General features: G+C 71.0%; 23 protein-coding genes. 15 read left to right on the top strand and 8 right to left on the bottom strand.

Translation table 11 applies throughout. The features are described 5' to 3' along the window. The 5 genes from nuoL (at position 1) to GGE06_RS23105 (ending at position 7,029) form a co-directional block, all read left to right on the top strand. Entirely contained in the window at positions 1–1,893 is a 1,893-nt protein-coding gene (gene nuoL, locus GGE06_RS23125) for an NADH-quinone oxidoreductase subunit L (RefSeq protein WP_116159438.1), read from the top strand. A 2-nt stretch (positions 1,894–1,895) separates the two neighbouring features. Next, positions 1,896–3,476, top strand: coding sequence for an NADH-quinone oxidoreductase subunit M (locus tag GGE06_RS23120; RefSeq protein WP_116159437.1), 1,581 nt, complete (start codon positions 1,896–1,898; stop codon positions 3,474–3,476). After that, positions 3,473–5,122, top strand: coding sequence for an NADH-quinone oxidoreductase subunit NuoN (gene nuoN / locus GGE06_RS23115; RefSeq protein WP_184931583.1), 1,650 nt, complete (start codon positions 3,473–3,475; stop codon positions 5,120–5,122). The genes GGE06_RS23120 and nuoN overlap by 4 nt, the downstream gene beginning before the upstream one ends. Before the next feature lie 123 nt (positions 5,123–5,245). Beyond that, positions 5,246–6,166, top strand: a complete 921-nt coding sequence (locus GGE06_RS23110) for a helix-turn-helix transcriptional regulator (protein ID WP_184931582.1) — start codon at positions 5,246–5,248, stop codon at positions 6,164–6,166. Positions 6,167–6,207: 41 nt separating this feature from the next. After that, positions 6,208–7,029: a dioxygenase family protein gene (locus GGE06_RS23105; protein WP_184931581.1), complete on the top strand. Its 822-nt coding sequence runs from the start codon at positions 6,208–6,210 to the stop codon at positions 7,027–7,029. On the opposite strand, the gene fahA is transcribed toward GGE06_RS23105, so the two are convergent. Further along, positions 7,026–8,252, bottom strand: coding sequence for a fumarylacetoacetase (gene fahA / locus GGE06_RS23100; protein WP_116159433.1), 1,227 nt, complete (start codon positions 8,250–8,252; stop codon positions 7,026–7,028). The two genes, GGE06_RS23105 and fahA, sit on opposite strands and share 4 nt — an antisense overlap. 295 nt (positions 8,253–8,547) lie before the next feature. Between fahA and GGE06_RS23095 the strand changes: the two genes are divergently transcribed. Continuing rightward, complete coding sequence (locus GGE06_RS23095) at positions 8,548–9,882, top strand: COG1361 family protein (RefSeq protein WP_184931580.1); 1,335 nt, start codon at positions 8,548–8,550, stop codon at positions 9,880–9,882. 30 nt (positions 9,883–9,912) lie between these two features. On the opposite strand, the gene GGE06_RS23090 is transcribed toward GGE06_RS23095, so the two are convergent. Further along, entirely contained in the window at positions 9,913–11,916 is a 2,004-nt protein-coding gene (locus tag GGE06_RS23090) for a CocE/NonD family hydrolase (protein WP_184931579.1), read from the bottom strand. Positions 11,917–12,156: 240 nt separating this feature from the next. On the opposite strand from GGE06_RS23090, the gene GGE06_RS23085 reads away from it, so the two are divergent. Both GGE06_RS23085 and GGE06_RS23080 read left to right on the top strand, forming a co-directional pair. Next, a complete protein-coding gene (locus GGE06_RS23085) occupies positions 12,157–13,167 on the top strand; it encodes a polyprenyl synthetase family protein (protein ID WP_116159430.1) in 1,011 nt (336 codons plus the stop codon). Between the two features lie 132 nt (positions 13,168–13,299). Beyond that, positions 13,300–14,487 carry a LolA family protein gene (locus GGE06_RS23080; protein ID WP_184931578.1) on the top strand — a complete coding sequence of 396 codons (1,188 nt, stop codon included), beginning with the start codon at positions 13,300–13,302 and terminating at the stop codon, positions 14,485–14,487. A gap of 111 nt (positions 14,488–14,598) precedes the next feature. On the opposite strand, the gene GGE06_RS23075 is transcribed toward GGE06_RS23080, so the two are convergent. Continuing rightward, positions 14,599–15,915, bottom strand: coding sequence for a M28 family metallopeptidase (locus GGE06_RS23075; protein WP_116159428.1), 1,317 nt, complete (start codon positions 15,913–15,915; stop codon positions 14,599–14,601). A gap of 260 nt (positions 15,916–16,175) precedes the next feature. On the opposite strand from GGE06_RS23075, the gene GGE06_RS23070 reads away from it, so the two are divergent. From GGE06_RS23070 to GGE06_RS23060, 3 genes are all read left to right on the top strand, one after another. Further along, a complete protein-coding gene (locus GGE06_RS23070; protein WP_184931577.1) occupies positions 16,176–16,637 on the top strand; it encodes a pyridoxamine 5'-phosphate oxidase family protein in 462 nt (153 codons plus the stop codon). A gap of 140 nt (positions 16,638–16,777) precedes the next feature. Further along, positions 16,778–17,488 carry a helix-turn-helix domain-containing protein gene (locus GGE06_RS23065; protein WP_184931576.1) on the top strand — a complete coding sequence of 237 codons (711 nt, stop codon included), beginning with the start codon at positions 16,778–16,780 and terminating at the stop codon, positions 17,486–17,488. A 59-nt stretch (positions 17,489–17,547) separates the two neighbouring features. After that, positions 17,548–18,102, top strand: coding sequence for a dihydrofolate reductase family protein (locus GGE06_RS23060; protein ID WP_184931575.1), 555 nt, complete (start codon positions 17,548–17,550; stop codon positions 18,100–18,102). Positions 18,103–18,160: 58 nt separating this feature from the next. Here GGE06_RS23060 and GGE06_RS23055 read toward each other — a convergent pair whose 3' ends face one another. From GGE06_RS23055 to GGE06_RS23040, 4 genes are all read right to left on the bottom strand, one after another. After that, positions 18,161–18,625 carry a hypothetical protein gene (locus GGE06_RS23055; RefSeq protein WP_184931574.1) on the bottom strand — a complete coding sequence of 155 codons (465 nt, stop codon included), beginning with the start codon at positions 18,623–18,625 and terminating at the stop codon, positions 18,161–18,163. Between the two features lie 217 nt (positions 18,626–18,842). Next, positions 18,843–19,328: a hypothetical protein gene (locus GGE06_RS23050; RefSeq protein ID WP_184931573.1), complete on the bottom strand. Its 486-nt coding sequence runs from the start codon at positions 19,326–19,328 to the stop codon at positions 18,843–18,845. Further along, positions 19,291–19,629: a hypothetical protein gene (locus GGE06_RS23045; RefSeq protein ID WP_184931572.1), complete on the bottom strand. Its 339-nt coding sequence runs from the start codon at positions 19,627–19,629 to the stop codon at positions 19,291–19,293. The genes GGE06_RS23050 and GGE06_RS23045 overlap by 38 nt, the downstream gene beginning before the upstream one ends. 262 nt (positions 19,630–19,891) lie before the next feature. Then, a complete protein-coding gene (locus GGE06_RS23040) occupies positions 19,892–20,308 on the bottom strand; it encodes an ATP-binding protein (protein WP_184931571.1) in 417 nt (138 codons plus the stop codon). Between the two features lie 142 nt (positions 20,309–20,450). Between GGE06_RS23040 and GGE06_RS23035 the strand changes: the two genes are divergently transcribed. Continuing rightward, entirely contained in the window at positions 20,451–21,317 is an 867-nt protein-coding gene (locus GGE06_RS23035; RefSeq protein WP_184931570.1) for a helix-turn-helix domain-containing protein, read from the top strand. After that, positions 21,314–21,508, top strand: a complete 195-nt coding sequence (locus GGE06_RS23030) for a DUF397 domain-containing protein (RefSeq protein WP_184931569.1) — start codon at positions 21,314–21,316, stop codon at positions 21,506–21,508. The genes GGE06_RS23035 and GGE06_RS23030 overlap by 4 nt, the downstream gene beginning before the upstream one ends. 1,175 nt (positions 21,509–22,683) lie before the next feature. On the opposite strand, the gene GGE06_RS23025 is transcribed toward GGE06_RS23030, so the two are convergent. Continuing rightward, positions 22,684–23,142 (bottom strand): VOC family protein, encoded by a 459-nt coding sequence (locus tag GGE06_RS23025; RefSeq protein ID WP_181924867.1) that lies wholly within the window; start codon positions 23,140–23,142, stop codon positions 22,684–22,686. A gap of 30 nt (positions 23,143–23,172) precedes the next feature. On the opposite strand from GGE06_RS23025, the gene GGE06_RS23020 reads away from it, so the two are divergent. Together GGE06_RS23020 and GGE06_RS23015 are read left to right on the top strand one after the other, a co-directional pair. After that, positions 23,173–23,766, top strand: coding sequence for a CGNR zinc finger domain-containing protein (locus GGE06_RS23020; protein WP_246532684.1), 594 nt, complete (start codon positions 23,173–23,175; stop codon positions 23,764–23,766). Between the two features lie 46 nt (positions 23,767–23,812). Continuing rightward, positions 23,813–24,460 (top strand): NADPH-dependent F420 reductase, encoded by a 648-nt coding sequence (locus GGE06_RS23015; RefSeq protein ID WP_116159417.1) that lies wholly within the window; start codon positions 23,813–23,815, stop codon positions 24,458–24,460. Positions 24,461–24,463: the final 3 nt, after the last annotated feature.

Genomic DNA, 24,463 nt, shown 5'->3' with positions numbered 1-24,463 from the left:
GTGGAAAATCTCATTGCGCTGCTCATCGGGGCGCCCCTGCTCGGCGCGGCGGTGCTGCTCCTGGGCGGTCGGCGGCTCGACAAGTCCGGCCACTGGCTCGGGACGCTGCTCGCGGCCGTCTCCTTCGTGATCGGCCTGGTGCTCTTCGCCGACATGCTCGGCAAGAGCGCCGACGACCGGGCCCTGCACCAGACGCTCTACACCTGGATCCCCGTCGAGGGCTTCCAGGCGGACATGGCCTTCCAGCTCGACCAGCTGTCGATGACCTTCGTCCTGCTGATCACCGGCGTCGGCACACTCATCCACGTCTACTCCATCGGATACATGGAGCACGACGAGCGCCGCCGCCGCTTCTTCGGCTACCTCAACCTGTTCGTCGCGGCGATGCTCCTGCTCGTCCTCGCCGACAACTACCTGCTGCTGTACTTCGGCTGGGAGGGCGTCGGCCTCGCCTCGTACCTCCTGATCGGCTTCTGGCAGCACAAGCCCAGCGCGGCCACCGCCGCGAAGAAGGCGTTCATCGTCAACCGTGTCGGCGACATGGGCCTGTCGATCGCCATCATGATCATGTTCACCACCTTCGGGACCTTCACCTTCGGTCCGGTGCTCGCGGCGACCGGCGAGGCCTCCGAGGGCAAGCTGACCGCGATCGGCCTGATGCTGCTCCTCGCCGCCTGCGGCAAGTCGGCCCAGGTGCCGCTGCAGTCCTGGCTCGGGGACGCGATGGAGGGCCCGACCCCGGTCTCGGCCCTCATCCACGCGGCCACGATGGTGACCGCCGGTGTCTACCTGATCGTCCGCTCCGCCGACATCTTCAACGCGGCGCCGGACGCCCAGCTCGTCGTCACCGTGGTCGGCGCCGTCACGCTCCTCTTCGGTGCGATCGTCGGTTGCGCGAAGGACGACATCAAGAAGGCCCTCGCCGGCTCGACGATGTCGCAGATCGGATACATGATCCTGGCGGCCGGCCTCGGCCCCATCGGCTACGTCTTCGCGATCATGCACCTGGTGACGCACGGCTTCTTCAAGGCCGGTCTCTTCCTCGGCGCCGGTTCGGTCATGCACGGCATGAACGACGAGGTCGACATGCGGAGGTACGGCGGCCTGCGGAAGTACATGCCGGTCACCTTCATCACCTTCGGCCTCGGCTACCTCGCGATCATCGGCTTCCCCGGCCTGTCCGGCTTCTTCTCCAAGGACAAGATCATCGAGGCTGCCTTCGCCAAGGGCGGCACCGAGGGCTGGATCCTCGGCACGGTCACCCTGATCGGCGCGGCCATCACCGCGTACTACATGACCCGCGTGATGCTGATGACCTTCTTCGGCGAGAAGCGCTGGCAGGACGACGAGAACGGCCGGCCCCCGCACCCGCACGAGTCGCCCAGGTCCATGGTCATCCCCATGGTCCTGCTCGCCGTCGGCTCGGTCGCCGCGGGCGCCCTCTTCGAGTTCTCCGGCTTCGTCGAGTGGCTGGAGCCGGTCACCGGCTTCGCGCACGGCCACTCGCCGATCAGCGCCGCCGCCGTCACCACCGCCACCATCGCCGTCATGGTGCTCGGCGTCGGCCTCGCGTACGTCCAGTACGGCCGCCGGCCCGTCCCGGTGGTCGCCCCGCGCGGCTCGCTCCTCACCCGGGCGGCCCGTCGCGACCTGCTCCAGGACGACTTCAACCACGCCGTCTTCGTCACCGGCGGCACGCACCTGACGCGCTCCCTGGTGTACGTCGACCACAGCCTGGTCGACGGCGTCGTCAACGGCACCGCGGCCGCCGTCGGCGGACTCTCCGGCCGGCTGCGCAAGCTCCAGAACGGCTACGCCCGCACGTACGCGGTCTCCATGTTCGGAGGTACGGCGGTGCTGATCGCCGCGACCCTGCTGATGAGGGCGGTGTAACCATGTCCTTCCCGCTCCTTACGGTGACGGCGGCGGTGCCCGCGGTGGGCGCCGTGCTCACCGCCGCCGTGCCGGCCGCCCGCCGCACCGGCGCCAAGTGGCTGGCGCTGCTCGTCTCGCTCGCCACGCTCGTGCTCGCCGGCGTCGTCTGGGCGCAGTTCGAGCCCGGCGGCCCCCGGTACCAGCTGACCGAGTCGCACGCCTGGATCAAGGACTTCGGCGTCCGGTACGAACTCGGCGTGGACGGCATCGGGGTCGCGCTCATCGGGCTGACCGCCCTGCTGATCCCGTTCATCGTCCTCGCCGGCTGGCACGACGCCGACCCGCTGGAGACCTCCTCCAAGCGGTGGCGGCCGACGCAGGGCTTCTTCGCCCTGATCCTGATGGTCGAGGCGATGGTGATCCTCTCCTTCGAGGCCACCGACGTCTTCCTCTTCTACATCCTGTTCGAAGCCATGCTCATCCCGATGTACTTCCTCATCGGCGGCTTCGGCGACCGCGCGCACAGCGGCTCCGACGAGAACGCGGCGGCCCAGCGCTCGTACGCGGCGGTCAAGTTCCTCCTCTACAACCTCGTCGGCGGCCTGATCATGCTGGCCGCGGTCATCGGGCTCTACGTGGTCGCGGGGAACTTCTCGCTCACCGAGATCGCCGAGGCCCGGGCCAACGGCTCGCTCGACATGGCGACCAACACGGAGCGGCTGCTCTTCCTCGGCTTCTTCTTCGCCTTCGCGGTGAAGGCGCCGCTCTGGCCGCTGCACACCTGGCTGCCGAACGCGATGGGGGAGTCCACCGCCCCGGTCGCCGTCCTCATCACCGCCGTCGTCGACAAGGTCGGCACCTTCGCGATGCTCCGCTTCTGCCTCGGGCTCTTCCCCGAGGCCAGCAAGTGGGCCACCCCCGCGATCGTCGTCCTCGCCCTCATCAGCATCGTCTACGGCGCGCTGGTCGCCGTCGGCCAGCGGGACATCAAGCGCCTGGTCGCCTACGCGTCGATCTCGCACTTCGGCTTCATCATCCTGGGCATCTTCGCGATGACCAGCCAGGGCCAGTCCGGCGCCACGCTCTACATGGTCAACCACGGCATCTCGACGGCCGCGCTCATGCTCGTCGCCGGCTTCCTGATCTCCCGGCGCGGCTCGCGGCTCATCGCCGACTACGGCGGTGTGCAGAAGGTCGCCCCGGTGCTCGCCGGCACGTTCCTGATCGGCGGCCTCGCGACCCTGTCGCTGCCCGGACTCGCCCCGTTCGTCAGCGAGTTCCTGGTCCTGGTCGGCGCGTACGCCCGGTATCCGGTGGCCGGTGTCATCGCCACCACCGGCATCGTCCTCGCCGCGCTCTACACCCTCGTCCTGTACCAGCGGACGATGACGGGGCCGGTGAAGGAGGAGGTGCGGGCGCTGCCCGACCTGCGGGCGCGCGAGCTGGCCGTGGTCGCCCCGCTGATCGCCGTCCTGATCTTCCTCGGGGTCTTCCCGAAGCCGCTGACGGACGTCGTCAACCCGGCCGTGCAGCACACCATGTCGGACGTCCAGCAGAAGGACCCCCAGCCCCAGATTCAGAACGTGGAGGCGGCCAAGTGAGTTCCATGGCTGTCCACAGCTTGTGGACGACAGCTGCCGAGCCGCTGGACAAGATCCCGGCACCCCACATCGAGTACACGCAGCTCTCGCCCGTGCTCATCGTGCTCGGCGCCGCGCTCGTCAGCGTCCTCGTCGAGGCCTTCGTGCCCCGCAAGGCCCGCTACCACAGCCAGGTGTTCCTGTCGGTCCTCGCGCTCGTCGCCGCCTTCGCCGCCATCGTCGGCCTGGCGGCGGGCGGTTACGGCTCCACCAAGGCCCACATCGCGGCCATGGGCGCCATCGCCGTCGACGGGCCCGCCCTGTTCCTCCAGGGCACCATTCTCCTCGCCTCCCTCGTGGCGGTGTTCACCTTCGCCGAGCGCAGGCTCGACCCGGCCGACCACGGCCACAAGGTCGACTCCTTCGCCGCCGAGGCCGCGGCCGTCCCCGGCAGCGAGCAGGAGAGGGCCGCGGTCAAGGCCGGGTTCACCACGACGGAGGTCTTCCCGCTCGCGCTCTTCGCGATCTCCGGCATGCTGGTCTTCCCGGCCGCCAACGACCTCCTGACGCTGTTCGTCGCCCTGGAGGTCTTCTCCCTCCCGCTGTACCTGCTCTGCGCCGTCGCCCGCCGCAAGCGGCTGATGTCGCAGGAGGCGGCCGTCAAGTACTTCCTGCTCGGCGCCTTCTCCTCGGCGTTCCTGCTCTTCGGGATCGCCCTGCTGTACGGCTACGCGGGCTCCGTCTCGTACGCCACGATCGCCCGGGTCGTCGACGGCTCGATCGGAGCCGTCGACCCGGCGCTCGCCGACACCATGGGCAACGACGCGCTGCTGCTCATCGGCTTCGCGATGGTCCTCATGGGGCTCCTCTTCAAGATCGGCGCCGTGCCGTTCCACATGTGGACCCCGGACGTCTACCAGGGCGCCCCGACCCCGGTCACCGGCTTCATGGCCGCCGCGACCAAGGTCGCCGCGTTCGGCGCGCTGCTCCGCCTGCTGTACGTGGTGCTCCCGGGCCTCACCTGGGACTGGCGCCCGGTCATGTGGGGCGTCGCCATCGTCACGATGCTGGGCGGCGCGATCGTCGCCATCACCCAGACCGACATCAAGCGGCTCCTGGCGTACTCGTCGATCGCGCACGCGGGCTTCCTGCTCGCGGGCGTCATCGCGGCGACGCCGTCGGGCATCTCGTCCGTCCTGTTCTACCTGGGCGCCTACTCCTTCGTGACGATCGGCGCGTTCGCCGTCGTCACCCTGGTCCGGGACGCGGGCGGCGAGGCCACCCACCTGTCCAAGTGGGCCGGACTCGGCCGCCGTTCGCCGCTCGTCGCGGCGGTCTTCGCGGTCTTCCTGCTCGCCTTCGCCGGCATTCCGCTGACCTCCGGCTTCTCCGGGAAGTTCGCGGTCTTCAAGGCGGCGGCGGACGGCGGCGCGGGCGCGCTCGTGGTGGTCGGTGTGATCTCCTCGGCGATCGCCGCGTTCTTCTACATCCGCGTCATCGTCCTGATGTTCTTCAGCGAGCCGAAGGCGGACGGCCCCACGGTCGCCGTGCCCTCGCCCCTGACGAGCATCACGATCACGGCGGGCGTCGCGGTCACCCTGGTCCTCGGCCTCGCCCCGCAGTACTTCCTGGACCTGGCGACCCAGGCGAGCACGTTCGTCCGGTAACCCGGACGGCGCGCGCGAGGGCCCGGCTCGGGGGCGAGCCGGGCCCTTCGCGTTCCTGACAGGGGCCGGGGGCCGTGGCATCGTGGACGCTCGAATGGTCTGTACCAGTCGGGGAGGCGGGCGATGCGCGGTACCACGGTCTTGGCGGGGGGTCCCTGTGCGGCTTCTCGGGAGGGGGAGCCGCCCGTGCACCGACTGGAGCTGTCGCTGCCCGGGCAAGTGCCCTTCGCCGCCGGCGGGTTCGATGCCATGGGACCGATGTCCCGGGCCGCCTTCCCGCACCGGCACACCTTCTACGAGATCGTGCACGTCGTCGGCGGGAGCGGCGTGCACGTGCTCGATCTGGAGCGGTACGAGGTGCGGCCGCCGCAGCTCGGGGTGATCCTGCCCGGGCAGGTGCACCACTGGGAGGGCGTGCGCGGGCTGGAGGGGTCGCTCGTGCTCTTCACGCCCGAGTTCCTCGTGGGCGGGGGCGGTGACGAGGGGCTGTTACGGAGGCTCGGCGAGCGGCCCTGGGTGGGGCTCGACGGCGCCGCTCACGAGCGGACCTCGTCGTTGATGGCCGAACTCGCCGAGGAGTACCGGTGCGGGGCCGACGGGTTCGCCGGGGTGCTGCGGTCCCTGCTGCACGTGCTTCTCGTCCGGGCCGCGCGGCTGCCCGGAGCCCCGGCCCGGCCCGCACCCCCGCAAGGGGTCGCCGGGGAGTTCCTGCGGCTCGCCGGGTGGGCCGGGGTCGGCGGTCTCTCCGTACGGGAGTGTGCCGTGCGGCTCGGCGTCAGCCCCGGCCATCTCGCCGAAGCCGTCCGGGCCGCCACCGGCCGCACCCCCGCCGCGCTCCTGCGCGAGGCGCGCACCAGGGAGGCCCAACGACTGCTCTTCAGCACCGAGTTGTCGGTGCGACAGGTCGCGGCGCGGGTCGGTTTCGCCGATCCCGCGTACTTCTGCCGCTTCTTCCGGCGGGAGACGGGGCGCAGCCCCGGGGACTTCCGAAAACACCACGACCTCCGTGGTCCGTCCATCGAGGACGGAAGCCCGGCCGCCTAGGTTCGTTGTCATCCCCCCAGGCCCCCCACACAGGAGCAGGCATGGACAACGAGACCGCCGCCGGACACCTCACCCGCAAGACCGTGCTGCGCGCCGCACTCGCGGCCGGGATGGCCGCGCCCGTCGCCCTCATGGGCGTCCCGGCGCTCGCCCGCACCCTCACCGACGGGACCGCCGCGCCCGCGCTCACCCCGGAGTGCGACGACGGCGACACCCCCACCCCGGAGCAGATGGAGGGGCCGTACTTCAAGCCCGACTCCCCGCTCAGGACCAGCCTTCTGGAGGCCGGCACCACCGGGACCCGGCTCACCGTCAGCGGTTACGTCTTCGGGCTCGCCTGCCGGCCGATATCGGGCGTCCTGCTCGACTTCTGGCAGGCCGACGTCAACGGCGCGTACGACAACACCGGATTCCGGTTCCGGGGGCACCAGTTCACCGATGCGAGCGGGGCCTTCAAGCTGACGACGATCGTCCCGGGGCTGTATCCCGGGCGGACCCGCCACATCCACGTGAAGCTCCAGGCGCCGGGGCGGCCCGTGCTCACCACGCAGCTGTACTTCCCGGGCGAGCCCCGCAACAACACCGACTCGATCTTCGACGCCCGGCTCCTCATGACCGTCCGGGACGTCGGCGCCGCCAAGGAGGCCGCCTTCGACTTCGTCCTGAACGTGCCGCAGGACCCCGGCCCCACGCCCACCCCGACGTCCACCGGGGCCCCGGGCGGGACCTGGGCCGTCGGGACCGCCTACCGGGCCGGGGACGCCGTCACCTACGGCGGTCCGGGCTATGTGTGCCTCCAGGCGCACACGGCCCAGACCGGCTGGGAGCCGCCGAACGTCCCCGCCCTCTGGCGCGTCGCCTAGGCCGACGGGACGATCCGGCCCCGGACCTCGCCCAGGGTCACCCGGGTGCCGTCCGGGCCCGGCGCCCAGGCCGTGAGGACGACCTCGTCGCCGTCCTCCAGGAACGTCCGCTTGCCGCCCGCCAGTTCGAGGGCGTCGCGGCCGTTCCAGGTGAGCTCCAGGAGCGAGCCGCGCTGGTCCACCTCGGGCCCGGAGACCGTGCCGGAGCCGTACAGGTCGCCCGTGCGGAGCGAGGCGCCGTTCACCGTCATGTGGGCGAGCTGCTGGGCCGCCGTCCAGTACATGGAGGAGAACGGCGGCTCGGCCACGACCTCGCCGTTGATCTCCACCGAGATCCGCAGGTCGAAGCCGCCCTGCTCCTCCTCGGCCGCGTCGTCCAGGTAGGGGAGGAGCGGGAAGTCCCGGGCCGGCGGGGCGGTCCGGGCCGCGTCCAGGGCCTCCAGGGGCGTCACCCACGCCGATACCGAGGTCTGGAACGACTTGCCGAGGAACGGGCCGAGCGGCACGTACTCCCAGGCCTGGATGTCCCGCGCCGACCAGTCGTTGAGCAGCGTCAGACCGAAGACGTGCTCCCGGAAGTCGGCCAGCGGGACCGGCTTGCCCAGCTCCGAGGGCGTGCCGACGAGGAAGCCGACCTCCGCCTCGATGTCCAGCTTGATCGACGGGCCGAAGACCGGGGCCGGGTCCGTCGGGGCCTTGCGCTGCCCGGAGGGGCGTACGACATCGGTGCCGGAGACCACGACCGTGCCCGCGCGACCGTGGTAACCGATCGGCAGGTGCTTCCAGTTGGGGGTGAGCGCGTCGCCGTCCGGGCGGAAGATGCGGCCCACGTTCGTCGCGTGGTGCTCGCTCGCGTAGAAGTCGACGTAGTCCGCGACCTCGTACGGCAGGTGCAGCGTCACCGCGTCCAGCGGGTGGAGGAGCGGCTCGATGTCCGCCCGGTGCGCGGGCACCGTCACCCAGGCGGTCAGCGCCCGGCGGACGTCGCGCCAGGCGGTCCGCCCGGCCGCGAGCAGCGGGTTGAGGCTCGGCTGCGCGAGCAGCGTCGCGTACGGGGAGCCCAGCGCGTGCGCCGCGGCACCCGCGTCCAGGACGTGCCCGCCGATGCGGACGCCGAGCCGGCGCCGCCCGGGCTCGTCGGCGGTGGAGAAGACGCCGTACGGGAGGTTGTGCGGGCCGAAGGGATCGCCCTCGGCCAGATCGAGCGGGCTGTGCTCGGACATCGGTGCGTGCCTCGCTTTCCACGTGTGTGGGGGACACGTTACGGGGCGGGCCGCCGGGCGCGGATGACATGGATCACACAGAAAGCGCGGCCTCCGTGGGCAACTGCCCGCACTTGCACGGTTTGTGACCTGAACAGGTTCAGAAAGCCCCCGCGAGCTCCGGAAACCCGGCTCCACGGGGGCCCCTTCCGGTCATACGATCATGCCGGGTGCCGCGCCGCGTGAGGTAGCCGCAGGCGCGCGCCCGCCACCGTTCTTCGGAGTCTTTCTCTCTGACCAGGAAAAGGTCCACAACGTGAAGATCCGCCGCATTCTGGCGACGGCCGTGGCCGCCGCCGTGACCACCCCGGTCGTCTTCCTCTCGGCCGCCCCGGCGTTCGCCGACACCAAGCCGTCGCCCACGTCGACGCAGAAGCCCGCCACCCACGAGGACGACCCCGACGAGGACATGCCCTCGATCGAGGAGCTCAGGGCCGCCGTCGCCGAGGCGCAGAAGGCGTACGACGAGGCCGTCGTCGAGCTCGACAAGGCCATGGCCGACCTGAAGGCCCTCGACAAGGACGACCACCCCCTCCGGGCCGCCGTCAACGAGGCCAAGAAGGCCGCCGACGCCGCCGCCGCCGCGAAGACCGCCGCCGACGAGGCGCTCGCCAAGGCGAAGCAGGACGAGCAGGCCGTGAAGGACCGGCCTGACGCCACGGAGAAGGAGAAGGCGGACGCCGCCGCCGCCGTCACCGCCGCGCAGACGGCCGCCGACGAGGCCGCCACCGCGAAGAAGGACGCCGACGACAAGCTGACGAAGGCCGACACCGCCTTCGACGACGCCAGGGTCGCCGCCTCCCGCGTGATCGGTCTCGCCCAGAAGGTGAAGGCCGCCGCCCAGGAGAAGCTCGACGCCGCCAAGGAAGAGCTCGCCTTCTACGAGGACATGGGCGAGGAGTGCACGGAGGATCCCTCCCTCAAGGTCGCGGTGAGCGGCCCGAAGAAGGTCACCGCCGGTGAGCCCGCGGTCTTCTCGATGCGCGTCACCAACACCTCCGACCACACGCTGAACCTCGTCAAGGCCTTCGCGAACGCCGCGCGGCTCCCCGAGCCCGGCGACGTGATCGACGACGAGACGGACTTCTCCAAGCTCCTCATCCCCGTCGAGTGGTCCTCCGCCGACGTCCTGGAGTGGACGCCGATCACCGAGAAGTTCGACTCCATCGAGGTCGGCGACCTCACCGAGGGCGCCTCGTACGACGTGAAGCTGCGCCTCACGGTCGACGCCAAGGCCACTGCCGGCAAGGGCGCCCTCTTCGGCTACGCGGAGTACGAGGACAGCGACGGCTCCTGCAGCGGCGGCGTCGACTTCAAGGACCTGAACTTCGACATCCTCGCCGCCGACAAGGGCGACAAGCCGAAGCCGAAGCCGACGGACACGCCCACCCCGGCGCCGACCGTCACCACCGGCGGCAACACGAACACCACCCAGCAGGGAGGTCGGTCCAACACCCCCGTGAACGGCACCCTCGCCGCCACCGGCGCGAACGAGACCCTGCCGCTCGGGTACGCCGCCGCCGGGGCCGTCGCCCTCGGTGCCGGCGCGCTGGTCGTCGCCCGCCGCCGCAAGGCCGGCGCGCAGGCGTAACCCCTGATCGGTCCCCCGTACGGCGTGAAGTCAGCCCGCCGTACGGGGGATCCTCTTTTCCCAGGTGCGGTGGAAGACGACCTCGCCGCCCTCCTTGCACACCAGCTCGTTCTCGGTGAGGAAGGCGTCCGCGTCGCAGGAGATCTGCGAGCGGGTGTCGATCGTGACGTCCCAGGCCGGCTCGGGCCGGTGCAGCCGGACGGTCCACTCCGAGCGGGTACGGGCGGACAGCGGGCCGCTCTCGTCGATCACGTACGTCTCCACGGCGTCCTCGGTGCACTCCAGGCCGTCCGGGTACACGCGCGTGCCGCCCGGGCTCGGGTCGACCTCCAGACGCCACTCGCCCTTGGCCACGTCCCGGACGACGACCCGCTCCGGGCGCGGCTCCTCCAGGTCCAGGACGTGCGGGTGGACGACCCCGAGGGGCTCGGACTGCTCGGGCTCCGCCCACTCCACGGTGTCCTGGGTGGGGGCGCGTACGGGCAGGGTGAGGTTCGAGCCCGCCGGGTCGAGGGTGAAGCCGGCGGCGTCGGGCTGGGGCCAGATCCACGGCCAGTACGTGGAGGAGACGGCGAGCCGCACCCGGTGGCCGGGCGCGAAGGCGTGCCCGATGCCGTTCAGCTCGAAGACGAGGCTCTCCGTCTCGCCGATCTGCGCCTCCACGGCCCGGTCGCGGCCATAGCGGGCGGAGAGGTTGAGGGCGCCCCGGGTGACGAGGGTGGAGGAGCCGTCCGGGGCGACGTCGCAGAGCCGGGCGATGACCTGTCCGGTGGGGGCGGTCGTCCGCAGGGCGAGGCTCACGGAGGGCCGGCCCAGGATCTCGACGGGGCCGCCGTCCTCGGGCACGGGGAAGTCGAAGCAGGCCGAGCGGGCGTCCTCGTCGCGCTGGTCGGGCGGCAGGTCCGCGTCGTGGCCGGAGGGCAGGAAGCGGCCCGCGTCCAGCCCGGTCCGCTGCGGCGAGTCGACGACGACCGGGGCGCCCTGGAGGCCGTACGTGACGGGCGTGACGTGCGGGGAGGGCCAGGCGGGGTCGGCGACCCAGCGGCCGGGCAGCTCCGCGTACGCGGGTGCCGGCGGGTGCGAGTCGCTGATCCAGGAGCGCAGCAGCGGCTCGGCCATCACGTCGTTCTCGGCGTCCTTGAGGTGGTGGTCCCACCAGCGCAGGGTCTCCTGGAGGAAGCCGATCGCCGGCCCCGGCGGCAGCCCGCGGTCGGGGTACTGGTGGCACCAGGGGCCGAGGACCGCCCGCACCCGGTCCTGGGGGAGGTGCCGGGCGAGCCGCAGGACGGTGTCGCGGTACGGGTCGTGCCAGCCGCCGACGGCGAGGACGGCGGCCCGGACGGCGGAGTAGTCCTCGCGGACGCTGCCGTGCTTCCAGTACGCGTCCCGGGTCTGGTGGGCGAGCCAGGTGTGGAGGGGCGGCTCGACGGCCTCCAGGCGCTTCAGCCACAGCTCGCGCCACTCCTCGCCCACGTGCCGCGGGTCCGGGGGCCGGGCGACGGAGGCGAGCGCGGCGGCCGCGCGGGCGTGCATGCCGGCGCCGAGGACGGAGCCGCCCATGTAGTGGACGTCGTTGTCGTAGCGGTCGTCGGCGGCGCAGACGGCGACGACGGCCTTCAGGGGCCCGGGGGCGAGGGCGGCGACCTGGAGGGCGCTGACACCGCCCCGGCCGAGGCCGAACATGCCGACCTTCCCGGTGCACCACTCCTGCCCGGCGAGCCAGTTCACGACGGCGACCCCGTCGGCGAGCTCGACGGCGTCGTACGCGTCGCCCGGCAGCCCCTCGCTGTTGCCGTGGCCGCGGACGTCGACCCGTACGGAGGCGTAGCCGTGGCCCGCGTACCAGGGGTGGCGCTGCCAGTCGCGGGGGGCGGTCCCGTCGGTGAGGCGGTCCGGCAGGTACTCCAGGAGGGCCGGTACCTGCTCGTCGGTGAGCGGGCGCCACACGCGCGCGTACAGCAGGGTGCCGTCGGGCAGCGGGATGCGGCCGTCCTCGTGGCGGGTCTCGTACGGGAAGTCGGTGCGGATCTTCATCGCGGCTCCTGCGGCTCCCTCTCGACGGCGCATGGGCGGAGACTGTTCGAGGCAAACTGCGCAATCCTGGTCGTATCGGCTGATCACGAACATACCGGGGGTGACGGGAAGGCGCCCACGGTGATCGAAAGGTGACCGGATACGCTGGCTTGAGTGAATCGAGCGACACATCGACAATCCGTGTGACCGCACCGAAGCCGTGTGATCGTCAGTAGACGACAGCAGACAGGAGACCCCCTCGTGACCGTCGTCGGGCCGTTCGGTCTTAGCGTGCGGGACCAGGCTCTTGAGGCCGATGTCCAGGCGGGTTTGGCGGCTGTGGAGGCGGGCCTCCTGGACGCCACCAAGAGTGACGTCCCCTTCATCACGGAGGCGGCCCAGCACCTCGTCCTGGCCGGCGGGAAGCGGTTCCGCCCCCTGCTCGTGATGCTCGCCGCCCAGTTCGGCGACCCCTACGCGCCGGGCGTCGTGCCCTCCGCCGTGGTCGTCGAGCTCACCCACCTGGCCACGCTCTACCACGACGACGTCATGGACGAGGCCGACGTCCGCCGCGGCGTCGACAGCGCCAACACCCGCTGGGGCAACTCCATCGCCGTCCTCACGGGTGACTTCCTCTTCGCCCGCGCCTCGCACACGCTCGCGGACCTCGGCCCCGAGGCCGTACGCATCCAGTCCGAGGCGTTCGAGCGGCTCGTGACCGGCCAGATCCTGGAGACGGCCGGCCCGACGGACGGCCGCGACCCCGTCGAGCACTACCTCGACGTCCTCGGCGGCAAGACCGGCTCCCTCGTCGCCGTCTCCTGCCGCTTCGGCGCCATGATGTCCGGCGCCGACGAGAGCGTCGTCGACATCCTCACCCAGTACGGCGAGCGGCTCGGCGTCGCCTTCCAGCTCGCCGACGACGTCCTCGACATCGCCTCCGACTCCCACGAGTCCGGCAAGACCCCCGGCACCGACCTCCGCGAGGGCATCCCCACCCTCCCCGTCCTCCACCTGAGGGCCGCCGCGGCCGCCCACGGGCGCCCGGAGGACCTGGAGCTCGTCGCCCTGATCGACGGCGACCTCGGCGACGACGAGCGGCACGCGGAGGCCCTGCGCCGGCTGCGCGCCCACCCCGCCCTGGAGCAGGCCCGCCGGGACACCGTGCGGTACGCCGAGGAGGCGCGCGCGATGCTGGCGCCGCTGCCCGAGGGGTACGCGAAGGCCGCTCTGGCGGAGATGTGCGACGCCGTGGTCCATCGAGCGGGTTAGGTCGTCTCAGGGTCGGGTCATCCCAGAGCAGTACGTGAGGTTGATCCCCGGGTCTGACGATTCCGGGCCCGCGTCTTGGTGAGATGGGTACATCATCCACAGGGGCAGCACGGCACGGAGGTAGCGGAGACCATGGCAGAGACCCGTAAGGCGAGCCGGTTCATCGTCCCGGTCGCGGTGGCAGGAGTGGCCGCGGCGACCATCGGGCTCGTCCCGGCGCTGGCCGCGTCCGGCGACCCGGACCTGCCGGAGATCACGGCCCAGCAGCTCATCGAGAAGATCGCCGCCTCGGACACCCAGACCCTGTCCGGCACGTTCAAGATCTCCACCGACCTGGGTCTGCCGGCCCTCGGCGGCCTGGCGTCCGGCCTCGGGGGCATGGACGGCGGCTCCGCGTCGGCGGACCCGTCCGAGAAGCTCACCGAGCTCGTCTCGGGCAGCCACACCCTGCGCGTCGCGGCCGACGGCCCCGAGCGCCAGCGGCTCACCCTGCTCGACGGCTCCGACGAGTACAGCCTGATCCACAACGGCGACGACGTCTGGGGCTACGACAGCAAGTCGAACCAGGCCTTCCACGAGAAGGGCGCGTCGTCCGGTGCCCCGGAGAAGGAGCAGAAGCTCCCCGGCACGCCCAAGCAGCTCGCCGACGAGGTCCTCAAGGCCGCGGGCGACACCACGTCGATCACGGTCGACGGGACGGCGAAGGTGGCCGGCCGGGACGCGTACCAGCTGGTGATCAAGCCGAAGCAGTCCGGCTCGACGGTCGAGTCGGTGAAGATCGCGGTGGACGCGGCGAACGGCACCCCGCTGAAGTTCACCCTCTCCTCGGTCGAGGGCGGCAAGCCGGTCGTCGACGCGGGCTTCACGAAGGTCGACTTCGGCAAGCCGGCCGCCTCCGAGTTCGCCTTCACGGCGCCGAAGGGCGCGAAGGTGACGGAGGGCGCGGCGGAGAAGTTCGAGAAGGGCGAGGAGGTCCCGGCCCCGGGCGACCTGCCGAAGGGCTTCGAGGAGGGCATCCCGGGCCTCGGTGACGTCTTCGGGAAGGACCTCGGCAAGGGCGGCGGCCCGGAGGTCATCGGCGAGGGCTGGACGACGATCGCGAAGCTCGACACCGGCGCGCCGGCGCCCAAGACCGACGATGCGCCGAAGGAGGTCCAGGGCTTCCTGGACTCCTTCGGCGACAAGGTCAGCGGGAAGTTCGGCTCCGGCACCGTCTTCAAGACGAAGCTGGTGAACGCGCTCCTCACCGACGACGGCAAGGTCTACGTCGGCGCGGTGACGAAGGACGCGCTGGTGCAGGCGGCGAACTCCGGCAAGTAGCGGTCGAGTTGGGACCCCGGGCGGGTCGGGGGCGAAATTCACCGACCCGCCCGGGAGTTCTGCGGGGACTGCTACGGCCTTACGGGCTTACGGCCTCACGGCCTCACGGGCTTACGGGAACGTCAGCTTGAACCCGTTGATGTAACCCGTGTCGGCCGAGGCCTTGTCCTGGACGCGGAGCTTCCAGACACCGTTGGCGACCTCCGTGGAGGCGTCGACGGTGTACGTCTGGTTGATGTTGTCGGCGCTGCCGCCGGCCCGGTTGCTCAGGTTGTAGACCGAGCCGTCGGGAGCGATCAGGTCGACGACCAGGTCGCCGATCCAGGTGTGCACGATGTCCACGCCCACCTTGAGGGTCGAGGGCGCGTTGCCCGCGACGCCGCTGACGGTGACGGAGGACGTCACCGCGGCGCCGTTGTCCGGGACGGCGACGTCCGCGGTGTTCTCGAAGACCGTGCCGGTCGGCGGGGTCGTCGTCCCGGAGGACAGGTTCCAGACCGCGTACGCGATGGCGTCCGCGTTCCGGTCCAGGGCGGTGTCGTTGATGTTCGCCGTGGTGTCGCAGGACGCGTGGTAGCAGCGGTCGAAGGCCTGGCCGGACGTGCCGCCCCACTTCTGCGCCTGCGCCGCGGTCTTGACGTAGTCGGCGCCGGAGAAGAGCCCGCCGACCGGGATGCCCACGTTCTTGAAGGGCGCGTGGTCCGAGCGCCCGTCGCCCTCGGTCTCGATCTCGGTGGGGATGCCGAGCCCGGCGAAGTAGGTCTTGAAGGTCTGCTCGATCGTCGGGTCGTCGTCGTAGACGAAGTAGCCCGGGTTCGGCGAGCCGATCATGTCGAAGTTCAGGTAACCGCTGATCTTCGAACGCTCGGTGCTGGGAAGGTTGTTGACGTAGTACTTCGAGCCGACGAGTCCCAGCTCCTCGGCGCCCCACCAGCCGAAGCGCAGGTGCTTCGTCGGCTGGAGCTGGGCGCGGGAGACGGCGAGCGCGGTCTCCAGGATCGCGGCGGACCCGGAGCCGTTGTCGTTGATGCCGGGGCCCGCGGTGACCGAGTCCAGGTGTGAGCCGGACATGATGACCTGGTTCGGGTCGCCGCCGGGCCAGTCGGCTATCAGGTTGTAGCCGGTGGCGCCGTTGTAGCTGAACTGCTGGAGCGTGGTCGTGTAGCCGGCGGCGTCCAGCTTCGCCTTCACGAAGTCGATCGAGGCCTTGTAGCCGGTACGGCCGTGGGCGCGGTTGCCGCCGTTGGCGGTGGCGATCGACTGGAGGTCCGCCAAGTGCTGCTTGACGTTGGCGAGCGAGATGTCGGGCGGCGTGACGGCGGCGGCCGCGGCCGGGCTGGCGGAGGCGCTGGTGCCGGTGAGTCCGGCGAGTGCGAGCGCCGCGAGGGCGGCGGCCGCGGTGGCGCGTCTGGGCACGGAGATGTTCATGTGGGGGCTCCGGATTCCGAACGGGGATGGGACGGAACGTGCGAGACGCCCCGGGCGGCGGAGCCACGAGGCGCTGGAGCTGAACTGGTGTGCAGTGCTGCGCAGTTGTGCTGCTGTGCGTGCTGAATGTTCAGCGAGAGTTTGACGTCGCGTCAAGAGCGGAAACCGGTCAGGCATGTTCGCTCACCGAACAGTCCTGCCGAGGGCTTAGGACTTGCGCCCCATGCGCACCATGAATCCGCTGGCTAGGGTCGGCGCCCATGCAGCCAACGAAGATCACTCCCCGCACCACGGCGGAGCGCAAGCGGGACGCTTTGGAGCGGCTCGGTTCGGAGCGCGACATCTGGGTGTCGACGTCCCACCCCGACCACGGCCCGCACCAGGTGCCCCTGTGGTTCCTGTGGGACGGCGAGGCGGCATGGATGTGCACCGGCGCGAACTCGGCGACCGTGCGCAACGCCCGCGAGGAACCGCGCGTACGGCTGGCGCTGCCGGACGCCTTGGACGTGGTCCTGCTGCAGGGCGAGGCGACGTGCTACCCCGCGCGGGAGGTGCCGAAGGAAGCGGCAGAGGCGTTCGCGGCCAAGTTCGGCTGGGACCCGAGAACGGAAGAGACCCCCTACACGTACCTGCGAGTGGTGCCGCGGACGGTCCGCGCCTGGAACGGAGTACCGGAACTGCGGGGCAGGGTCGTGATGCGCGCGGGGGAGTGGCTGGGGTAGCGCTCCCCACGCTAGCGCTCCCCACGGCGCGGCTTCGGGGCACCCGGGGCCGCTCAGATCCTCCTCACGGGCTGCCTCGCCCGGCCGGATGCCACACTGGCGGTCCGGGTGGGGTGGGTGGTCGGGGAGGGAGACCGCACGTGGGTTTGGTGATCGAGAGCCGGGCGTCGGAGCTGCCGTACATCGAGCGGGTGTGGCGCAGCCGGAGCAGCGACGACGTCGGCCGGATGATGTCAGTCGCGACGGCTCACTGGGAGCTGGTGTTCTGGGAGCACCAAGGTGAGGTGCAGGCAGCGGTGTTGGGTCCTGAGGCGCAGGCGTCCCTCGCTCCGGTCCCTGATGACGCCGTCTTCTTCGGGATCAGTTTCGCTTTGGGCACCTCGATGCCGCACATCCCTGTCAGCCGGCTGGTGGGTGGCAACGCGGCGATCCCCGATGTGACCCGGCGGTCGCTGTGGTTGAAGGGGTCGGCGTGGCACGTTCCCGACTACGACAACGCCGAGGCGTTCGTGCGCCGGATGGTGCGTGAGGGGATCGTGGATGTGGATCCGGTCGTCCCCGCGGTGCTCAGCGGTACCGGCCCGGAGGTCTCGGAGCGGACCCTGCAACGGCGTTTCGTCGCGGCGACCGGCCTGACCCAGGGCGCCATCCGGCAGATCCACCGCGCCCGCCAGGCGGCGGTGCTGATCCAGGAGGGTCTGCCGACCCAGGAGGTCGTGCACCGGCTGGGGTACTTCGATCAGCCGCACCTGGCGCGGTCCTTGAAGCGGTACGTGGGGCGGACCGCCACCCAGCTGAGCACACCGGACGAGACGGAGCCGCTGTCGCTTCTGTACAAGACCTGCCCCTGAGCCGCGGCCTAGTGTCCCTGGCGTAGCCGACAACCAGGGATTCTCGTCGTGGAGGAATCATGCGCAAGGTCGTTTCGGGTCTGTTCGTCTCGCTCGACGGCGTCGTCCAGTCGCCGAACGAGTGGCAGTTCGAGTTCGACGAGGAGATGGGCCAGGCGCTGGCCCGCACACTGGAGACGGCCGACACGATCCTGCTGGGCGGCGTCACCTTCACCGAGTGGGCCGGATACTGGCCGACGGTGACCAGCGGCGAAGACGCCGGCTTCGCCCGGTGGATCAACGAGTCGCCCAAGTACGTCGTCTCCTCGACGCTGGACAGCGTCGAGGACTGGGCCAACAGCACGTTGGTCAAGGGCGACCTGACGGCCACGATCAAGGAACTCAAAGCGGGCGAGGGCAAGGACATCACCGTCGCGGGCAGCCCGACGCTGGTGCGCTCCCTGCTGGAACTGGGCCTCCTGGACGAACTCGTCCTGCTGATCCACCCGGTGGTGGCCGGCGAGGGCCGCAAGAAGCTGTTCACCGACGACGCACCGATGACCAGGCTCCACCTGGCGGACGCCCGCCCCACCAGCAGCGGAGTGATCATCGCGACCTACCGGCCGGCATCCTGAGCCCGCTGCCCGCCACCTGCCGTCGCACCCAAGGAACTTGAGCCGACTGAAAGGTGAGTCACCGAGATCGCTTGGCGGCGCTTGCCCGGTAGCGTTCCAGCACGCCGATGGACAGTGCTGATGCGGCCGTCAGCCCGAACACGATCGAGCTCGAACCACCGCTGTCTCGCCCCCAGATGCGGAATCCGAACAGCAGGACAACGGCTCCGAACAGCAAGGCCTGTATCCACCTGATGGCCACGGCCCGCCGGTCGTGGCCATCGGCGTTGTCGTCCCTCTCGCGCACTGGGGGCTCCTCTCCTCCGCCAGCGCACCGACTGTACTGGTGCAAGGAGCCAGGTTCGCACCTCAAGACGACGACAGGACGGCCCTTGTCGTCCGTTGAGACCGTCCGCATCTCCCATACCTCCCCGGAGAGCGAGAGGTCATCGGGGGCGAGGCCGACCGTTCCCTCGATCGTCTTGCCGTTCAGGAACGGAGGACCTGGGATCGTTCCCTGACACTTCAACCTGACCCTGGACATCAGTGAGTCCCTTCGGTTGTCCAGGGAAGCTCAGGCACGGCGTCAGGCTGCGTCCGGACTCGACAGCGCCATGCGGGAGTCCCCGCAATTTGGCCTTGATTCCAGGATGCGTCAGGCGCTGCCTGGACGCCAACACCTGCACGCGCAAACCCGCATGCTGTTGAAGACGCAAGCGGGCGACGCGCTTGCGGGCCCGGCAAGCCCCGAAAGAGAGGGCCTATGCGGCGGCTCTCGCGGCCGTGCGGCATTTCGTGCACAGGCCGTCGGGGGTCGGGGGTGGGAAGGGGTGGCCGCAGTCGTCGCACTCGATGAAGCGGGGGCCTGACGGGGGTGTTGGTGGCGGCGCGGTGGGGAGCTGTGGCGGCAGCAGGGTCCTCAGGCGGTGGGTGAGGAGGGCGGCCGGGTGGGCGACGGGGTCGGGGAGGTCCGCGCAGAGCGTGCGGCGGACGGCGTCGGGGTGGGCTCCCCGGTCGAGCCAGGCGGTGACCTCCGGGGCCAGACGGTGGACGTCGCGCTCCGAGAGCAGCAGCCGGGGGTCGTGGACGCGCAGCTCCGCGAGGAGGGCGGCTGCGGCGCGGTGGCGCTCCGCGAGCGGCAGGGGCGGCGGCGGGGGCGCCTTCCGTGCGGGCGGAGGCGGCGGTGTCGTCGTACGCGCGGGCTTCGGTTCAGCCCCCGGCCGGTTGTACGAGATCGTCCGGTGCACGAACCGGCCGTCCGGCAGCCGTTCCCCTGACCCGCTTCAGGTAGCCGAACGCCTCCAGCTGCCGCAGGGCGCGAGCGACGAGCAGCTCGCTGTTGGGATGCGCGGCCGCGATCGCCTTGATCCCGACGGAGGCCCCGGCGGGCAGCGACTGGAGGTAGAGGGCGAGCCCCTTCGCCTCCAGCGTGAGCTTGCGGTGCTGGGCGAGGTGGTTGCCGGCGACCACGTAGTGGGTGTCGTGCCGGACGTTGACGTGAACGAGCCCGGAGGCGGGCGGGGGCGCGCTAAGGTGCTGGGAAGCCATCAGGAAGAGCCTCGAAATCTTCCTCGTGGTCAGGCCCTCGACGGGATCCTACTCCGGTCGGGGGCCGACGCATGTCTGGAGTTGTCGCCGCGAGCGTATGCCAGGCAACCAGCCGCAAATCCAGCCTAGTTGGCCCAAGTCACCCGTGTGAGTGACGGGTGGGCGGTGGGGAGGCTGGAGGGGTTTGGGTGGGGGATTTCCCCGGGCTTTGAATCTTTTACGTCGCGGCCGCCCGCGACGTGGGATCCCGCGTCGTGGACGGCTACGACAGGGCCAGTTCGGCCCACACAGTCTTGCGCGGTACGGGCCCGGGCCGTACGCCCCAGCTCCGCGCCAGGCCTTCCACGATGAGCAGCCCGCGCCCCGACTCGACGGCCGCCGGATGCCCTGCGCGGGGGAGTCGGTCACCGCGCGTATCGGTGACCTCGATACGGAGGGTGCCCCCGGCGGCGGACATCGCGAGCTGGAAGTCCCGGCCCGGCACGCGCCCGTGCGTCACGGCGTTCGCGGCGAGCTCGGCGACGATGTGCGCGGCCGGCTCGGCCACGTACTCCAGTTCCCAGGAACGCAGCTGCTCGACGGTGAGCAACCGGGCGAGGCGGGCGCCGCGAGGGGTCGCGGAGAGCTGGATTCCGAATTGGCGTACGGATGCCAAGAGTTGGGTGGGTTCCTCGTTCATGCCACCCAGGGTGGAGGGGTGTGCCTACGCTGCCCACCGAACACGCCCTTACGTACGGTTACTGTCCCGCGTCTGTCCGGCCCTGTCCCGACTGTCCCGCGCGGCGCTCCGGGAAGGGCTCTGCCGAAGGAGGTGGGCACGCATGAGCGTGGACGAGGTGGACGGCGCGGGGACAGAGGACGCGGGCTGGGAGGTGGAGCCGGGGGATGAATCGGGGGCGGCGGTCGTGGCTGCGGTCGGCCGCCAGATGAAGCTGTGGCGGGAGTCGAAGGGGCTGAGCGCCGTCGAGTTCGGGACGCTGATCGGTTACGGCGAGGACCTGATCCGCAAGATCGAACGCGGGGCCCGCATTCCGCGCCCGGAGTACCTGGACAAGGCGGACGAGGCGGTGGGGGCGAGCGGGCTCATCTCGGCGATGAAGAGGGATGTGGAGGAGGTCCGCTATCCGAAGCAGGTGCGGAGTCTCGCGAAGCTGGAGGCGCGGGCGGTCGAGTTCAGTCTTTACTCCAACTCGAACATCCACGGCCTGCTGCAGACCGAGGAGTTCGCGCGTGCGCTGCTCCGCACGTGGCGTCCGGCGTACGGGTCGGAGGAGCTGGAGCGGTACGTGGCGGCACGCGTGCAGCGCACGGGGGTCCTGGAAAAGGGGCCGGGGCCTGAGTTCAGTTTCATCCAGGAAGAGGCGACGCTGAAGCGGCCGATCGGGGGCAAGATGGTACTTCGCCGTCAGCTCGAACGTCTGCTGGAGGTGGGCGATTTGCCCAATGTGGAGATCCAGGTGATGCCGACCGAGCACGCCGATCACCCCGGGACGGCCGGGCTGATCGAGATCCTCAAGTTTGGGGACGGCACCGGTGTGGGACGCAGCGACGGCGACTTCAATGGTCGTCCGGTCTCTGACCTCAAACGACTCCGGATCCTGGACCTTCGCTATGGCATCATCCGCTCCAAGGCCCTCACTCCTGTGGAGTCACGGGACTTCATCGAGCAACTGCTGGGAGAGACATGATCGGCACCCCCGAGCTGGACTGGTTCAAGAGCAGCTACAGCAGCAGTAGCAACGGCAACGACTGCGTCGAGGTCGCCGCCACCCCCGGCACCGTCCACGTCCGTGACTCCAAGGACATCGAGCGCCCGCACCTCGCCCTCGGCCCCGCCGCCTGGGCCGGGTTCGTGACGTACGCCGCTTCCGGCGAGTAGGTCCTGCGTCCCCCGCCCCGTCTTGATGCGGCGGGGCGGGGTGGGGTGTTCGGGGTCATCCGGCTTCGTGGGCTTCTGGTGCGGCCGCCCTCTTTCCGAGTGTGGCGTCCTCCACCGCCGCGTCAAGGGCGCTCCTTCGTCGCGTCGCTGCGCGATGGGCTGCGCCCACCCTTGACCCGGCGCCGGAGCCCGCCTTTTCACACTCGGAGGGCGGCCGGGGGGACGGGTCCACGCGGGGGCGCCGAGACCCCTTCCCGCCGTAGGCGGGTGGAGGGTGCTTGGTGGGTGGCGAGGCCGGGCATCGGCTGGGCAGGTGCCGGCCGCGCGGCAGGGTGGATGGGGGCTCGGTTCGTAGTCGGGGTGGGTGGGACCGGTTCCGTCTCGTCGGGGTGCGCGGTCGTTGAATGGGGCGGCCCGGCGGCGCTTAGCGGGTGTCGGTCGTCTTCCGGCTGGGATTCAGGCCCCGCTGGTCGCTGTAGGGGGTGGTTTCCCGCAGTAACTCGACGTGTATGGGTGATGTGCCCCTTTTGGGGCCCTGGTTGAGGGTCGTTACCGGGAGTAGCGCGGAGTTATCCGCACCCCACCACCCACCGGCAATGACCAGCGGGGCCTGAAGCCCCACAACCCGACGACCGACAGCCGCTAAACCCTGCCGAGCCGCCCCATTCAACGACTGCGCGCCCAATGGACAGAACCGGTCCCACCCACCCCGGCTACGAACCCAGCCCCCACCCACTCCGCCGCCAGGGCCAACACCCGGCCCGCCGATGCCCGGCCTCGCCACCCACCCATCAACCCTCCACCCGCCTACGGCGAGACGCGGCCCCCGGCGCCCCGGCGTGGACCCCCACCCCCGGACCGCCCTCCGAGAGGTCTTTCGCTCCTGGAGGTGGCGGGTCAAGGGTGGGCGCAGCCCATCGGCGAAGCCGACTTGCCCTTGACGCGCCGCCGGAAGGAGCGACTCTCGGAAAGAGGGCGGTCCCACCAGAAACCCACGAAGCACCCCCGCCCCGAGAGCCAAGGCGACGGCTCCCGTCAGAGCGCCCAGGGGGCGGACAGCAGGTCGGCGACGCTGCGCCTGTCCCGTCCCTCTTCCACCTCGCTCTGGTCCACGTCCACGGGCGGGCTTCGGTCGAGCGGGCCGAGCCCAGGTGGTGCGGCGGGCCTAGGGCCCGTCAGTGGACGCAGAACTCGTTGCCCTCCGGGTCCGCCATGACCGTCCAGGAGCCGCCCGGCTGGTCCACGTTCCGCAGGACCTTCGCGCCGTGGCCCTCCAGGCGGGCGACCTCCGTCGCGCGGGTGCCCGGCTCCGGGTGGAGGTCCAGGTGGAGGCGGTTCTTGACGGTCTTCGCCTCCGGGACGCGCTGGAAGAGGATCCGGCGGCCGAGGCCCGTGCCCGAGTTCGGGTCGTGCGGGTCGTCGGGGTGGCGGACGGCGGCGAGGTCGCGCCAGGCGAGGCGCTCGGCCGGCGTGCCCTCGTGGAGGGTGAGGGTCACCTCGGGGGTGGCCGCGCCGAGGTCGAGGAGCCGGCGCACGAGGGCGTCGTGGTCCTCCTCCAGGTAGTCCAGGGCGGCGGCCCAGAAGGTGGCCTGCGCGTGCGGGTCGGCGCTGTCGATGACGAGCTTCCAGTGCATCGGAGTCATGTAACTCTTTATAGTAGTTACATGACTCGGGCCGCCACCGGAATGACACTTCTGCACCGCGACGGACAGCGTTTCCGCTTCGACGCCGGGGCGCTCTGCCTCGAACTCCTCCTCACCGGCGGCCCCGGGCCCGTCGCGAGCCGGTACGAGGTGCTCGACCGCGTCGACGGCCTCCTCGGATGGGTGAGGGACTGCCGACTGCCCGCCGGACTCGACCCCGCCGTCACCGACGCCGAGCTCGCGGCCGTACGGGAGGTGCGGGACGCCCTCTGGGGGCTCGCCCTCGCGCAGGCCCGGGGCGAGCGCCTCGACCCCGGCGCGCTCGCCGTGCTCAACGCCGCCGCCGCGGAGCCGCCCCTCGTCGCCCTGGTCCAGGAAGACGGCACGCGCGCGTGGGCCCCCGGCGCCACCGGGACCGGGCTCCTCGCGACGCTCGCCCGCGACGCCGTCGAGCTCATCACCGGACCGTACGCCGACCGGATCAGGGAATGCGGCGCCGACGACTGCGCGTTGCTGTTCGCCGACACCTCCCGCCCCGGGCGCCGCCGTTGGTGCTCGATGGATCGCTGCGGAAACCGGCACAAGGTGCGGGAACACCGAGCTCGTACGTCATAGGGTCGGCCTGCCCGGCAGTCGACCCCCTCCGAAGGAGCGCACGCACATGAAGATCGCCGTACTGGGAACGGGCGAGGTCGGACGCAGGCTCGCCACGAAGCTGGTCTCCCTCGGGCACGAGGTCGCCATAGGGTCCCGTACCGCCGACAACGCCGACGCCGCCAAGTGGGCGGGCGAGCACGGCGGGACGCACGGGACCTTCGCCGACGCCGCCGGCTCGGCCGAGCTGGTCGTCAACGCGACCGGCGGGCTCGTCTCCCTCGCCGCCCTCCAGGCCGCGGGCGCCGAGAACCTGAACGGCAAGGTCCTGGTCGACGTGTCGAACGCGCTCGACTTCTCCGAGGGCTTCCCGCCCAAGGTCGGCCTGCCCGACGGCAGGAGCGTCGCCGAGCACCTCCAGAGCGCCTTCCCGGAGGCGCGCGTCGTCAAGACGCTCAACACCATGACCAACACCGTCATGGTCGAGCCCGGCCGGGTCCCCGGACAGCACAACGTGTTCCTCAGCGGAGACGACGCGGACGCGAAGGCCGTGGTCGCGGAACTGCTCGCCTCCTTCGGCTGGGCCGCCGACCGGATCATCGACCTCGGCGAGCTGTCGAGCGCCCGCGCCACCGAGCAGCTCATGCCGATCTGGCTGCGGCTCTACGGGGTGCTCGGGACGGGCGACTTCAACTTCGGCATCGCGGGAGCCTAGGCC

This window comes from Streptomyces nymphaeiformis (assembly GCF_014203895.1).
In the GTDB taxonomy this organism is placed as follows: domain Bacteria; phylum Actinomycetota; class Actinomycetes; order Streptomycetales; family Streptomycetaceae; genus Streptomyces; species Streptomyces nymphaeiformis.
The sequence above is the reverse complement of the archived record's forward strand: the minus strand, read 5'-3'. Positions and strand labels throughout refer to the sequence as shown.

Excerpts from the sequence above, each read along its gene's own strand:
- GGE06_RS23120 (WP_116159437.1), top strand. The coding sequence starts at position 1,896 with ATGTCCTTCCCGCTCCTTACGGTGACGGCGGCGGTGCCCGCGGTGGGC.
- GGE06_RS23110 (WP_184931582.1), top strand. The coding sequence starts at position 5,246 with ATGCGCGGTACCACGGTCTTGGCGGGGGGTCCCTGTGCGGCTTCTCGG.
- GGE06_RS23105 (WP_184931581.1), top strand. The coding sequence starts at position 6,208 with ATGGACAACGAGACCGCCGCCGGACACCTCACCCGCAAGACCGTGCTG.
- fahA (WP_116159433.1), bottom strand. The coding sequence starts at position 8,252 with ATGTCCGAGCACAGCCCGCTCGATCTGGCCGAGGGCGATCCCTTCGGC.
- GGE06_RS23090 (WP_184931579.1), bottom strand. The coding sequence starts at position 11,916 with ATGAAGATCCGCACCGACTTCCCGTACGAGACCCGCCACGAGGACGGC.
- GGE06_RS23080 (WP_184931578.1), top strand. The coding sequence starts at position 13,300 with ATGGCAGAGACCCGTAAGGCGAGCCGGTTCATCGTCCCGGTCGCGGTG.
- GGE06_RS23075 (WP_116159428.1), bottom strand. The coding sequence starts at position 15,915 with ATGAACATCTCCGTGCCCAGACGCGCCACCGCGGCCGCCGCCCTCGCG.
- GGE06_RS23070 (WP_184931577.1), top strand. The coding sequence starts at position 16,176 with ATGCAGCCAACGAAGATCACTCCCCGCACCACGGCGGAGCGCAAGCGG.
- GGE06_RS23060 (WP_184931575.1), top strand. The coding sequence starts at position 17,548 with ATGCGCAAGGTCGTTTCGGGTCTGTTCGTCTCGCTCGACGGCGTCGTC.
- GGE06_RS23055 (WP_184931574.1), bottom strand. The coding sequence starts at position 18,625 with ATGTCCAGGGTCAGGTTGAAGTGTCAGGGAACGATCCCAGGTCCTCCG.
- GGE06_RS23045 (WP_184931572.1), bottom strand. The coding sequence starts at position 19,629 with ATGGCTTCCCAGCACCTTAGCGCGCCCCCGCCCGCCTCCGGGCTCGTT.
- GGE06_RS23040 (WP_184931571.1), bottom strand. The coding sequence starts at position 20,308 with ATGAACGAGGAACCCACCCAACTCTTGGCATCCGTACGCCAATTCGGA.
- GGE06_RS23035 (WP_184931570.1), top strand. The coding sequence starts at position 20,451 with ATGAGCGTGGACGAGGTGGACGGCGCGGGGACAGAGGACGCGGGCTGG.
- GGE06_RS23030 (WP_184931569.1), top strand. The coding sequence starts at position 21,314 with ATGATCGGCACCCCCGAGCTGGACTGGTTCAAGAGCAGCTACAGCAGC.
- GGE06_RS23025 (WP_181924867.1), bottom strand. The coding sequence starts at position 23,142 with ATGCACTGGAAGCTCGTCATCGACAGCGCCGACCCGCACGCGCAGGCC.
- GGE06_RS23020 (WP_246532684.1), top strand. The coding sequence starts at position 23,173 with ATGACTCGGGCCGCCACCGGAATGACACTTCTGCACCGCGACGGACAG.
- GGE06_RS23015 (WP_116159417.1), top strand. The coding sequence starts at position 23,813 with ATGAAGATCGCCGTACTGGGAACGGGCGAGGTCGGACGCAGGCTCGCC.